The following is a 13072-nucleotide window of genomic DNA, read 5'->3' as shown; positions in this document are numbered from 1 at the left end:
ATGGCGATGCGCTGGCTGGCGATTCCTGCCGTTTTGATGGCCTTTTCCGGAGCGGCCCTGGCGGCCGGGTGCCCGGAACTCTTGCAGGGGCAATTGCCGAAGTTACGGGCCAAGGAGTCCATCGATCTTTGCCAGCGTTTTGCCGGCAAGCCGCTGGTGATCGTCAACACCGCCAGTTTCTGTGGCTTTGCCCCACAGTTCAAAGGTCTTGAGGCGCTCTACCAGCATTACAAGGGCCAGGGCCTGGAACTGATCGGCGTGCCGTCGGATGACTTCAAGCAGGAGTCCAATGATGGCGCCGAGACGGCCAAGGTCTGTTATGTGAACTATGGCGTCACCTTCACCATGACCGAACCGCAGGTGGTCAGGGGGCCGGATGCCGTGCACCTGTTCAAGGTGCTGGCGCAGCAGAGCGCGGCACCGAAGTGGAATTTCTACAAGTATGTGGTGGACCGCCAGGGCAAGGTGATCGCGCACTTCTCCAGCTTGACCAAACCCGACAACCCCGAGCTGATCTCCGCCGTGGAGAAGGCCATCGCCTCGAAGCCCTGATAAACATCAGGCAATAAAAAACCCGCATCAGAGGCGATGCGGGTTTTTTTCTATCCAGCTAACGAGCGGTTCAGGCCCGTCGTGAATCAGAACTTGTAAGTAGCACCCGCGCCGAAGCCCCATGCACTGTTTTCGTACGTGGAGCTGTAGGCGCCTTTACCTGGAACGTTCAGGTTGACGTTGACGTCTTCTTCCTTGAGGTAGGAGACGGCGAGGTCGATGGTCCAGTCGTCGGTTGGGCTGTAACCAGCACCGAAGCTGATGGCCTTGCGATCACCCGTAGGGATACGCACGGAGCGATCGGTGTTGTTGGTAGGCGCCTGGTCAACCGACAAGCCGCTGCGCAGTACCCACTCCTTGTTGACCCGGTAGGCTACGCCGATGGCCGAGGCCCAGGTGTCGTGCCAGTTCTGTTGTTCGGTGATGGTGCCGATAGGGCCGGCAGAGCCACCGAGGAATGGCGAAACACCCTGGTTGTTGATGGTGATGTTTTGCAGGCGGCTCCAGCGGGTCCAGGTGGCACCGGCATAGACGGTCCATTGATCATCCAGTTTCTGGGTGACCGAGAAGTCCACGTTCTCTGGCGTGGTGATATCCAGGGAGCCTTTGTAGCGGGTGCCGGCGAAAGGACCGAAGCCAGGACCGCTGAGGGCGGTGTGGCCATCCAGCGAGTAGCTGACCTTGGAATGGTAGGTCAGGCCCAGGCGGGTGCTGCTGGTCGGTTGGACAATCACGCCGAGGTTGTAACCCACCGCCGTGTCGTCACCCTTGACGTCCACAAAGCCGCCAGTAGCGGTTGTGGAGCTCAGTTCGCCGCTCATGCGGTTGAAGGTTGGACCGCCGCCGATAGACACCATATCGTTGATGGCATAGCTGACAGTCGGTTGCAGGGTGACAACCTTGACTTCGCTCTTCTGGCCGTAGTTGGCGCCAGCAAAGCCGCTTTCATAATCGGTTACCAGGCCGAAAGGTGCGTAGGCCCCCACACCCACTGCCCAGCCGTTGCCCAGCTGTTTGACGATGAAGCCATTGGGTACAGACGTGAACGGGACCATATCGCCGTCGTTGGTGCCGCCTGGGCGGCCGCCGCTGGCGTTCCTGATATCGGTCTTGGCATCGATGGTTGCTACACCTGCGGTCACTTCATCGCGACCGAGCAGGGACATACCGGCAGGGTTGCCGTAAACGGTGCTTGCATCTTCGGCAGAAGAAGATCGACCCGCATAACCGGTCCCCATCCCGCTGATGCTCTGTTCGTTGAGGGCAAAGCCACTCGCGAACAACTGGGTGGATGCCAGTGCAACAGAAAGGCTGAGAGTGGTCTTGAGCATTGCTTTTTTCATTATTAGAACTCCGTGGTGATCACCGAGGCGAAAAGTAGCAACATTTTCGCTGCGGCGCTATAGGGTGAATTACTGGAGATAGAGCGGTTTTGTAGGACAATCCGACCAAAATCGATTGGTTTTTCCAGAAACTGGGGTTTGGCGCTAACAGGTGACCGGAGTGACCGATGAGTCACAACTTTGCCAGGCGCGGGTGAAGTCCCTTAAACGTCCTTGTGGCTGGAAAGTCTGTCTCCAGATCCGCGCCATACCGAGCAGATCGTCGATGGCGGGCAGGTGTGGGTGGTGTTCCTCCACCAGCAGCCAGGCGATGGCCGTGGAATAACGAAGATTCACCGCAAGTTCGAGATTCGGGCTGCTAAAAAAAGCGTGCTGGCTGGCCAGGCCACGAACCAGGCTGGCCAATTCCGGGTCCGGGGCCAGGTAGCGATCCCATAACGCGGCATGGCGGCTTTCGTCGATGCAGTACAGGCCGTGGCCGCGGCGGTCATGCAGGGCCGAGCCCAGGTCCGACTGGCTGGCGGCGATGCCCAGTAGCAGTGCTTCGGCGCTCGGGCTGTGGCGACCCAGGTACAGCAGGGTCGGGCGAATCACATAAAGGCGCAGTTCCCTGGCGGCGATACCCATGACACCCTCGATGCTTCTGCCGTGTGATCGGCGTTTTTTATTGGTCGGCGTGGCCTGGCCCCTGGTAGCGGTTGAGGCGTTCAGGCCCGCCGGAAGCGGCCCGGGCCGCTTGAGTTGAAGTGTAGTGTCATATCTTTGCTGTAAAGGACTGTTTTTAAAATATTTAAACCATGAGCGCGCGGCTTATATATTTATTCGTGCTTAGCAATACAGCCAAAATCGCGAAACTTCAGGCAATAAAAAGCCCGGCAACAAAGGCCGGGCTTTTGGGTTACAGCTTGTTTCGAAGCTGGGTTATATGAGCTTCAGGCAACCAGGGCTTGGCGCGTGCGGTCGATGACCGCCTGCAGCGGTTCGGCGCTGGAGTACTGGTCCGGGTACAGGCGTTCGCTGTGACGGGCGATACCGTGTTCGTTGACCAGCGTGAAGCTGAAGCAGCCTTTGCGAGCGGCCATGATCAGGCAGTTCATCGGTGCGAAGGCGTTGGTCAGGGTGCGAATAGCGTCCTGGGTATGGATTTGAGTCGACATAATTATTAGGTGTTCCTGCAAATGACACGGAATCTGATCCGTGCAACGTTAAAACGTTCCAGTAGCGTCGAACCATTATGGATCGGACGAAGAACCTGACTGGAACAAAGCCGCCAGTTGAGCGCATGAAATCAAGTGGCGCTGGGGCTGGCAGGTAGGTACTTAGGAGGGCAGGCAATCACAACAAGGGCAAAGGTTCTGGGCCCGGGGTGAAGATCCTGATCAATCTTGCAGGTTGGTTCGGTCAGAGTAATAACCTTCGGCAGCCGCCTTTCATAAGGCTGTACTGGAGAGGATTTACCTGGAAACCATCGAGGGGTCGATCCCTTCGTTCGAGCGACTGATCCATTTTGGAGAGTGCTTATGAGGGAATGTTCGACCAGAATTGACTTTCAGCTTGGTACTAACGGTGCGGATACTATCGGATTAAAACGGATAAGGGAAGTGTGTTAGCAAAAAATGTTGTGCGGGGCGCTGCCGGGGTATCGAGGCGGGATTCAGCCGGCGGCACGCTGCCCGAAGCAGGGGGTAGCGTACCCGTCCAGGGGCAGCGTTGAAGGGCGAATGGCCGCGCCTGTGCAAAAAAGGTGCGTCGATATAACCGTTATCGCACTACTTGTGCACAATTGGGCCATGGCTTGTCACCTGAGTGTCATCTGCGCAATCTGTCCCTCGAATGCCTGTATCGCAAATACAAGTCAATGAAAAATATCGTCTTTTTTTATTGGTGAAAAAATCGACAGTTTGACTGCGAGCCCCATTCCATGCGGCTTTGCGAGGGTTGGAGAGGGGTTGTCCACTGAGTTATCCACAGCTTCTGTGGATTGTCCCAAGCGCTTGCTCTAGGACGGGCATGCCGGGTTTTTTCGACTTTACCCGTACGAAAAACAGCGTAGAGTGGCGCGCCCCGCGATCTGGCGTGCAATGCCACATGAAATTTCGCTTGGCTTCCTTGCCCTTGTCCAGGCCCGATACGATTTCTACCTGGCTCGAACTGTCCAGGGTCGATCGGCTTCGTTACCCTTGATTCTTTACAATTCGTTGGCACCTTGGGAGTCCTTATGGCGTTGGATCTGACCAGTCTCTTGCTCGGTTTGGCGGGCGCGGCGGTGCCGTTGCTGGCGCTGGCCTGGCAGTTGCAGCGCCGGGCGAGTGCCGCCCAGGCGGAGCTGGTGTTGCTGGACGAGCGCTTGAGCAGTGCCCGGTTGGCGGCGGAGGGGCTCGGCGCACAGCTGGATGCCTGCCGCGATGAGGTCAGTGACCTGAGCCAGGCCAATACCGTCAAGCAGGCGGAGCTGGCGGCGTTGCGCCGGGAAGTCGAACTGCTGCAGATCGAGCGTGACAACGGCCGCGACGCCGCCCATGCCTGGAACCTCGAGCGGGCCCAGAAGGAGGCCGAGCTGCGCCGCCTGGATGCCCAGGCGGCATCGTTGAGCGCCGAGCTGCGGGAGCAGCAGGACAGCCATCAGCAGCGCCTGGATGACCTGCAGGGCTCACGGGATGAGTTGCGTGCGCAGTTTGCCGAAATGGCCGCGAAGATCTTCGACGAGCGCGAGGCGCGGTTTGCCGAAAACAGCCAGCAACGCCTCGGACAATTGCTCGACCCGCTGAAGGAACGCATTCAGTCCTTCGAAAAACGCGTGGAAGAAAGTTATCAACAGGAAGCTCGCGAACGCTTCTCCCTGGGCAAGGAGCTGGAGCGCCTGCAACAGCTGAACCTGCGCCTGAGCGATGAGGCGACCAACCTGACCCGGGCACTCAAGGGCCAGAAGACCCAGGGCAACTGGGGCGAGCTGATTCTCGAGCGGGTGCTTGAGCATGCCGGGTTGGAGAAGGGCCGCGAGTACCAGACCCAGGTCAGCCTGAAAGGGCCGGACGGCGAGCGTTTCCAGCCGGATGTGCTGATCCTGTTGCCGGGCGACAAGCAGGTGGTGGTGGACTCCAAGGTCAGCCTGACCGCCTACCAGCAATACGTCGGCGCCGATGACGAGGCGATCGGCCAGGCGGCGCTCAAGCAGCATGTGCTGTCGCTGCGCAATCATGTGAAGGGCTTGGCCGGCAAGGACTACAAGCGCCTGGAAGGCTTGCACAGCCTGGATTTCGTCTTGCTTTTCGTACCGATCGAAGCGGCGTTTTCGGCGGCCTTGCAGGCTGAGCCGAACCTGTTCCAGGAAGCTTTCGACCGTAATATCGTGATTGTCAGCCCGACCACCTTGCTCGCCACCTTGCGGGTGATCGACAGCCTCTGGAAGCAGGAACGCCAGAGCCAGAATGCCCGGGAAATCGCCGAGCGCGCCGGTTGGCTGTACGACAAGTTCGTGTTGTTTATCCAGGACCTGGACGAGGTCGGCAATCGCCTCCAGCAACTGGACAAGGCCTACGCCGCCGCACGGAACAAGCTGACGGACGGGCGTGGCAACCTGGTCAGCCGCAGCGAGCAGCTCAAGCTGCTGGGCGCGCGGGCGAGCAAGAGCCTGCCGGCGGAGCTGCTGGAGCGGGCGATGACCGATGAGGATGGCGTGGTGCAATTGCCGGAGTGATCCGCCAGGTTGGGCATGGTCCCTGCAGCTCGGCTTGTAGGCGATAGCGTCCGAATGGGCGATGCCAGTCTTACGGGCCTCTTCGCGGCGGTGCGGCGTCCCGACAAGCCCTGCTCCTACAGTACGTCGTCGTTCACGGACTTTGTGTACAACACAACCTTGTAGGAGCAGGGCTTGCCCGCGAAAGCGTCGGTGAAGTCTTCAGAGGGGCAGATGCCGACTCAACAAGGCTCGCAACGCCGCCGGCTTCACCGGTTTGGCCAGGTACTCCAATCCCGCCCCGTGCACCTGCGCGACGGTTTCCGGACGCAGGTCGGCGCTGATCACCACGCCGGGCAGCGGCTCCGCCAGGCGCGTGCGCATCCAGGTCATCAGGCCGGTTCCGGTCTCGCCGTCATCCAGGTGATAGTCCACCAGCGCCAGTTGCGGACGCAGGCCGCCATCGAGCAGCGCGGCGCATTCCTCGCGATTGCGCGCGGTCGAAACCTGGCAGCCCCAGCGGGTCAGCAGGCTGTGCATGCCGATCAGAATGCTGTCTTCGTTATCCACGCATAACACCTGCGCACCACTCAGCGCCTGGCCGTTGACGGGCGCGATCTTGCCGAGCGCACTCGCCGGATGACGGGCAATCGGCACGCTGACGCTGAACACACTGCCGCGTCCCGGCCAGGAGCGCACTTGCAGGCGATGCCCGAGTACCCTGCATAACCCGTCGGCAATCGCCAGGCCCAGCCCCAGGCCTTTTTCGGCACGGGTCTGATGGCTGTCCAGCCGTTTGAATTCCTCGAAAATCACCTGGCGCTTGTCCTCGGGAATGCCCGGCCCGCGGTCCCAGACTTCCAATGACAACTGGCCGCCCTGGCGCCGTACGCCGAGCAGGACCGGGCCCTTGGCGTAGCGGAAGGCATTGGTCAGGAAGTTCTGCAGGATCCGCCGCAACAGCTTGATATCGCTGTTCACCGGCAAACGGCTGCCACGAACCCGGAAGCTCATGCCTTGCTCCTGGGCCAGGGCCTTGAATTCCGCGCCGAGGGTGTCGAACAGTTCGTTGAGGACAAAAGGCTGCGGATTGGGCGTGATCTTGCCGTTCTCCAGGCGCGAAATATCCAGCAGGTCGCTGATCAGGTCCTCGGCCGAACGCAGCGAGCTATCCAGGTGCTGGACCAGTTGCTGGGCCTCCGGGGACAGGCTGTCGTCCTGGTGGGAGAGGGCGGCGGAGAACAGGCGGGCGGCGTTCAGTGGCTGCATCAGGTCGTGGCTGACCGCCGCGAGGAACCGGGTCTTGGACTGGTTGGCCGTTTCCGCCGTGCCCTTGGCCTCGGTCAGGGCGATGTTCAGTTGCGACAGTTCGTGGGTCCGTTCGGTGACGCGCTGTTCCAGGCCCTCGTTGGCTTCGGTCAGGGCCTGCTCGGCCTCGCGGAACGCGGTGATGTCGGTGAAGCTCATGACAAAACCGCCACCGGGCATCGGGTTGCCGATCAGCTCGATCACCCGGCCGTTGGGGAACAGCCGCTCCGAGGTATGCGCGCGGCCCTGGCGCATCCAGTGCAGGCGCCGCGCGACATGCACTTCGGCCTCGCCGGGCCCGCACAGGCCGCGTTCGGCGTTGTAGCGGATGATATCGGCAATCGGCCGGCCGACACTGATCAGGCCGTCCGGGTAATTGAACAGTTCCAGGTAACGCCGGTTCCAGGCCACCAGCCTCAGGGACTGGTCGACCACGCTGATGCCCTGGGTGATGTTTTCGATGGCGCCTTGCAGCAACGCGCGGTTGAACTGCAGGACTTCGGAGGCTTCGTCGGCGATCCGGACAACATCTTCGAGTTGCATTTCCCGCCCTTCAATGGCGGCTTTCACCACCGCGCGGGTCGAGGACGCCCCGAGTACCCCGGCCAGCAGGCGCTCGGTGTGGGCGATCCAGTCACTGTCGGCGTTCTGGTTCGGGTTGAAGCCCTTGCCCTGGCGATAGGCGAAACGGATAAAACTCTGGCGTGCGCGCTCTTCGCCGACAAAGCGTGCGGCGAGGGTCAGCAGGTCTTCGATCTGTACCGCCAGCATCGAGCGGGCGCCGGGTCGGGCGTTGAGTTCCTGACCGATAAAACGCCCGGCCTGCCAGTGCTCGGAGACCCGTGTGCGCGACAGCACCGAGACCCAGGCGAACAGGGTGAAGTTGCCCGCCAGTGACAGCACCACGCCCTGGGTCAGCGGACTGATCGGCAGGTTCAGCGGGTTGCCGTGCAGCCAGGCCAACCCGGGGAAACTGCTCAGCGACCAGCCCAGGCTGTGGGCGGCGATCGGCAGGATCAAGGTATAGAACCAGAGGAAGGTACCGCCGGCGATACCGGCAAACACCCCGCGGCGGTTGGCCTGTTTCCAGTACAGCGCGCCGAGCATGGCCGGTGCCAGCTGGGTCACGGCGGCGAAGGCGATCTGGCCGATGGTCGCCAGGCTCGCGGTCGAGCCCAGCAGGCGGTAGCTGACGTAGGCCAACAGGAGAATGGCGACAATGCTGACCCGGCGTACCGAAAGCATCCAGTGACGGAACACTTCGAACGGCCGCTCGGAGTTCTGCCGGCGCAGCAGCCAGGGCAGCAGCATGTCATTGGAGACCATGGTCGACAGCGCGACGCTGGCGACAATCACCATGCCGGTGGCCGCCGAAGCGCCACCGATAAAGGCCAGCAAGGCCAGCGCCGGATGGGCCTGGGCCAACGGCAGGCTGATAACGTAGGAGTCGCGCAGGACATCCGTGGGCAACATCATGCGCCCGGCCAGGGCGATCGGCACCACGAACAGCGCCGCGAGGATCAGGTAGGCGGGGAACACCCACTTGGCCAGGCGCAGGTCCTGGGGTTCGATATTTTCCACCACGGTGACATGGAACTGCCGGGGCAGGCAGATGATCGCCATCATCGCCACGCCGGTCTGCACCACCATGGATGGCCAGTTGACCGTTTCCTCCCAGTATTCGGCCAGCAGCGCCGAGGTTTTGGCCTGGTCGAACAAATCATCGAAACCGTCGTAGAGGCCGTAGGTGACGAAGGCGCCGACGGCGAGAAAGGCGAACAGCTTGACCAGGGATTCGAAGGCAATCGCCAGCACCATGCCGCGGTGGTGTTCGGTGGCGTCGAGGTTGCGGGTACCGAAGACGATGGTGAACAGCGCCAGGATCAGCGATACCACCAGGGCTGTGTCCTGGGCGCGGACGCCCATGGCGTCGGCGCCGGCACCGATCAACAGGTTGACGCCGAGGACGATGGCTTTCAGTTGCAGGGCGATATAGGGCAGCACGCCGACCAGGCAGATCAGCGCCACCACCACCGCCAGGGACTGCGACTTGCCGTAGCGGGCGGCGATGAAGTCGGCGATGGAGGTGATGTTTTCCTGTTTGCTGATCAGCACCATCTTCTGCAGGACCCAGGGCGCGAACACCAGCAGCAGCACGGGGCCCAGGTAGATCGGCAGGAACGCCCAGAGCTGGTCGGCGGCCTGGCCGACCGCGCCGAAGAAGGTCCAGCTGGTGCAATAGACGGCCAGCGACAGGCTGTACACCCAGGCTCGCACGCGCGGCGGCAAGGGCGCGCTGCGGCGGTCACCATAAAAGGCGATGGCGAACATAATGGCCATATAGGCCAGGGCGACGGCGGCGATCAGCCCGCTGGACAGCGACATGGAAACTCCCGGCAAAAGACATCCCGAGGGCAGTCCGGCCCTGGCGCTACAGTCTCGCACGATGGCCGGGCGGCGTCAGTGTCGACCAAGGTCGCAGCCCTGTTGCTACGGGGCAGTGAGTGCCAGTTCGATCTGCCGGTGCAGTGCGTCGACACTCAACGGCGCGTCCGCGAACAGCACCCGGAACACCGTCGGCGCGACGATCAGGTCGAGCAGGCGCTCGACGCTGGGCAGGTTTTCGCTCGGGTAGCGATCGAGAATGGTCTGCAACTGTCCGCCGAGAATGGTCGTGCAATAGCCCGTGCTGGGGCTGCATTGCACATCACGCATCATCTGCCGGCCCGGTTCCGAGCTGATTTCATCCAGATACTGCTCGGCCCAGGCCCGCAGGTCGCCGCGCAGGCTGGCGGTATTGGCCGGTTCGACCTCCGGGCGCATACGGGCAAAGGCCACATCCGCCAACAACGCCGCCAGGTCGCCCCAGCGCCGATAGATGGTCGAGGGCGTAACCCCGGCCCGCGCCGCGATCTGCGGGACGGTCAGGCTCGCGCGGTCCTGCTCTTCGAGAAGCGCGCGGACTGCCTGATGAATCGATTCCTGCACCCGGGCACTGCGGCCGCCCGGACGTACACTTTCTTTGATCGCCATGCCAAAACCTTAACACAAAGAATTTGCTTTAAGAGAAAAGCCGTAGCACACTCCGCAAAAGCAACATTTTAGCTTTTGCGCTTTCCTGTGGAGTGTACCCATGTCCAACCGCGTCGAAACGCCGGTCTCCAACCTGGCGAGCCAGGTGTTCCTGTCGATCACCTTGCTGACCTTTCTGGCCGCCTCCAGCGCGCCGACGCCCTTGTATCATCTGTATCAGGAAACCCTGCAGTTTTCCGCGGCGACCCTGACGCTGATCTTCGGGGTGTATGCCCTGAGTCTGCTGGCGGCGCTGTTGACGGTCGGTTCGCTGTCCGACCATCTGGGTCGGCGGCCGGTGATCTTTGCCGCGCTGTTGTTGGATATCGGCGCGATGTTGCTGTTTATCTCGGCCGACAGCGCCGTGTTGCTGATCGCCGCGCGGGCACTGCAGGGCTTTGCCACCGGCATGGCGACCAGCGTACTGGGTGCGTCCCTGCTGGACAATGACAACCGCAAGGGGCCGCTGATCAACAGCATTGCGCCTTTGCTGGGCATGGCCTGCGGTGGCCTCGGTTCCGGTTTGCTGGTGGAGTTCGCGCCACACCCCATGCAATTGGTGTACTGGATCATGTTTGGTTTGCTGGTGGTGCAGGCGGCGTATGTCTGGCGCTTGCCGGAAACGGTCAGTGCGCAGCCGGGCGCCCTGGCGTCGTTACGCCCGACCCTGCATGTGCCACCACAAGCGCGCAAGGCCTTGTGGATAGCCTTGCCGGTGGACGTTGCGGTCTGGGCCATGGGCGGTTTCTACCTGTCGCTCGCGCCTTCGCTGGTACGTGCCGCGACCGGCTCGACCTCCAACCTGATCGGCGGCGTGCTGGTGGCGGTGCTGACCCTCAGCGGGGCTCTGGCGATCTTCACCCAGCGCAATCGTTCGGCGCAAAAAGTCCTGCCCCTGGGGGCCGTGCTGCTGGCCATCGGTGTCAGCCTGATTCTGCTGGCCGTGCACACTGCCAGTCTCCCTCTGTTTCTCTTCGCCACGCTGGTCGCGGGCAGCGGTTTTGGCTCGGGTTTCCTCGGCGCGTTGCGCAGTGTGGTGCCACTGGCCTTGCCCCATGAGCGGGCGGGTCTGATGTCGGCCTTTTATGCACTGAGCTACCTGGCGTTCTGCCTGCCGGCGTTGCTGGCGGGCAACTTGTGCCGCAGTTTCGGCCTGATCGCGACGACCGATGGCTACGGCGTGATGTTGATCGGGCTGTCCCTGGGGGCCTTGCTGATGTTGCTGTGGCGTCGTCCGGCACGGGACCTGGTGGCCTGAACCGGTCAGCCGGCTGATCGGTTATTGCAAGATCGACGGCGGGGTGCTGGTCAGACTGGGGTCTTTTACCGGAAGGATCACGGTGCTCAATGACGACTCCCACACGCTCAGGCATCCGGGTACCCTTGCCGACGTCCACCCAGCTTGCCCTGCGGTTCCAGTCTGCGGACCTGACACAAATGCTCGGTCTGCTGCAGGAGGTGGCCTGGCAGCCGTTGTCCGCCCAGGCCCGTTTGTTCCTGCAGCCCGAGAGCCTGTTCGGCCTGCATCAACTGCTCTGCCATGTGCTGCCCTCACGGCGGATGCGGCCCCAGGGCGCTGCGCCCATGGCCTTTGCCCTGCAGAGTTTGCGGCAGGCGCTGTTGCACGAGGCTGATCCGCGGCGTCGGGTCGAGTTGGCCCATGACAGCGTCGATGCGCTGTTGCTCAGGACCAAGGGCGTGTGGGTCGGCAAGCGCATTGCCCAGTTGCATGGTCTGGAGGCGATGGATATCGCGTCCCAGGCCTTTATCGAATTGATCCAGGTCTGTGCGGCGATTCTCCGCGATCATGCGTTTATCATGGCGCGCCTCGGTATCGGCGGCGGCTGGTTCGGGCGAGAAACCGGCGTTGCCGCGAAGTTGGGCCGGGCCGGCACCTATGGCTCCGGCGGGCATATCAACCGGGCGCGTTTTGCGATTTTGCGTGGTGCGCTGGTGCGTGGCGATGAAATCAAGCGGCCAACTCCGGGTGCGGAGCCGGTGCTGGATGCGGCGTGGTTACGCCGGGAGGCTCAACTGGATCTTTATCGTTTGGAACAAGAGGTGGATACGCGTCCTTCTGTCGGCGGTTTGCGCCTGTTTAACAGCCCATGACCTTCAGGAGCCGGTTTGCTGGCGATTGCGATCTGATGGTCGACATCGTTATCGACTGGAAAATCGCCATCGCCAGCAAACCGGCTCCTACAGGGGGATGTGTTCGACGTTAATGGGGTGGGCGCCCGACAAACTGCGCCTGGCCACCCGAACGATGGGGCGCGACCACCAGCCGTCGGGCCACCTTGTGCGTGACCTCGGCCCTGCACAGTTGCTGCATCAGGTACAGGCAGCAATCCAGGCCGGCGGCGGTGCCGGCCGAGGTCAGCAAGTGCCCGGACTCGGCATACAGCACATCGGCATCCAGCAGCACCCGAGGGTATTTGCGGGCGAAGGTCGAGGCCCAATTCCAATGGGGGGTGGCCTTGCGTCCGTCCAGCAGCCCGGCTTCGGCAAGGACAAAGGCCCCCAGGCACAGGCCGACGATCCGCGTGCCTTTGTCGTGTGCCTGGCGCAGGGCTTCCAGCAATGGCTCGGGCGGCCGTTCTTCGGTGTCGCGCCATGATGGCATGATGATCACATCGGCCTGTTCCAGGACCTCAAGCCCATGATGAACCTGGATATCGACACCCGCCGAGGTACTCAGTGGGCCCGGCTTGAAGCCGCAGACCTTCAGGGAAAAGCGCGGCATTTCGATGCCTTCGCGCTGCTCGGCAAACACCAGCGTGGGCACGGATAAATGAAAAGGGCTGATGCCGTTGAAGGCGATTACGGCGATGCCCATGATGATTATCGCGTAGCCGGGGCTTCACCGGCAGCCGTCCCTGGGCGGCGCTGGACATCGCCAGCATGAACGGCATCAGCACCCGCGTGCACTGGAGCGACCAGCCCTACGTCTGGCACGTCAATGACGGGCAGGAGGTGTTTGTGGTGCTCGATGGCCGGGTCCGCATGCGTTATCGCAAGGATGGGGCCGAACCTTTGGGTGTGGCGCGGGTATTGGTGATCGAAACCGAAGGCAGCCTCTGACTTCTTATCTATAAAACAGATAACAGTTAGATAAAATACC

The 13072-nt window shown here is 61.9% G+C and carries 11 protein-coding genes; 5 read left to right on the top strand and 6 right to left on the bottom strand.

The window, feature by feature from the left end:
• Positions 1–552, top strand: a complete 552-nt coding sequence (locus CWE01_RS13110) for a glutathione peroxidase (protein ID WP_100940930.1) — start codon at positions 1–3, stop codon at positions 550–552.
• Positions 553–638: 86 nt separating this feature from the next.
• Here CWE01_RS13110 and CWE01_RS13105 read toward each other — a convergent pair whose 3' ends face one another.
• From CWE01_RS13105 to CWE01_RS13095, 3 genes are all read right to left on the bottom strand, one after another.
• Positions 639–1895: an OmpP1/FadL family transporter gene (locus CWE01_RS13105; RefSeq protein ID WP_100940929.1), complete on the bottom strand. Its 1257-nt coding sequence runs from the start codon at positions 1893–1895 to the stop codon at positions 639–641.
• Between the two features lie 144 nt (positions 1896–2039).
• The gene (locus CWE01_RS13100) at positions 2040–2522 is read right to left on the bottom strand and encodes a hypothetical protein (protein ID WP_100940928.1); all 483 of its coding nucleotides are present in this window, start codon (positions 2520–2522) and stop codon (positions 2040–2042) included.
• 305 nt (positions 2523–2827) lie between these two features.
• A complete protein-coding gene (locus CWE01_RS13095; protein WP_003214941.1) occupies positions 2828–3052 on the bottom strand; it encodes a hypothetical protein in 225 nt (74 codons plus the stop codon).
• Between the two features lie 1175 nt (positions 3053–4227).
• Here CWE01_RS13095 and rmuC point away from each other — a divergent pair.
• On the top strand, positions 4228–5592 hold the full coding sequence (rmuC, locus tag CWE01_RS13090) for a DNA recombination protein RmuC (RefSeq protein ID WP_177410473.1): 1365 nt from the start codon (positions 4228–4230) through the stop codon (positions 5590–5592).
• Between the two features lie 201 nt (positions 5593–5793).
• On the opposite strand, the gene CWE01_RS13085 is transcribed toward rmuC, so the two are convergent.
• Both CWE01_RS13085 and CWE01_RS13080 read right to left on the bottom strand, forming a co-directional pair.
• Positions 5794–9264, bottom strand: coding sequence for a hybrid sensor histidine kinase/response regulator (locus tag CWE01_RS13085; protein ID WP_100940926.1), 3471 nt, complete (start codon positions 9262–9264; stop codon positions 5794–5796).
• 105 nt (positions 9265–9369) lie between these two features.
• Complete coding sequence (locus CWE01_RS13080) at positions 9370–9912, bottom strand: TetR/AcrR family transcriptional regulator (RefSeq protein ID WP_100940925.1); 543 nt, start codon at positions 9910–9912, stop codon at positions 9370–9372.
• Positions 9913–10012: 100 nt separating this feature from the next.
• On the opposite strand from CWE01_RS13080, the gene CWE01_RS13075 reads away from it, so the two are divergent.
• Complete coding sequence (locus CWE01_RS13075; RefSeq protein ID WP_100940924.1) at positions 10013–11209, top strand: MFS transporter; 1197 nt, start codon at positions 10013–10015, stop codon at positions 11207–11209.
• Positions 11210–11298: 89 nt separating this feature from the next.
• Positions 11299–12063 carry a hypothetical protein gene (locus CWE01_RS13070; protein WP_157815210.1) on the top strand — a complete coding sequence of 255 codons (765 nt, stop codon included), beginning with the start codon at positions 11299–11301 and terminating at the stop codon, positions 12061–12063.
• A gap of 109 nt (positions 12064–12172) precedes the next feature.
• Here the strand turns inward: CWE01_RS13070 and CWE01_RS13065 are convergent, their stop codons facing one another.
• Positions 12173–12787 (bottom strand): AraC family transcriptional regulator, encoded by a 615-nt coding sequence (locus CWE01_RS13065; protein ID WP_256579347.1) that lies wholly within the window; start codon positions 12785–12787, stop codon positions 12173–12175.
• Positions 12788–12837: 50 nt separating this feature from the next.
• Here CWE01_RS13065 and CWE01_RS13060 point away from each other — a divergent pair, with 50 nt between their 5' ends.
• Positions 12838–13032: a hypothetical protein gene (locus CWE01_RS13060; protein WP_100940922.1), complete on the top strand. Its 195-nt coding sequence runs from the start codon at positions 12838–12840 to the stop codon at positions 13030–13032.
• Positions 13033–13072: the final 40 nt, after the last annotated feature.

This window comes from Pseudomonas sp. QS1027, from assembly GCF_002814235.1.
Taxonomy (GTDB): domain Bacteria; phylum Pseudomonadota; class Gammaproteobacteria; order Pseudomonadales; family Pseudomonadaceae; genus Aquipseudomonas.
This window is presented reverse-complemented; position numbering and strand designations above follow the sequence as displayed.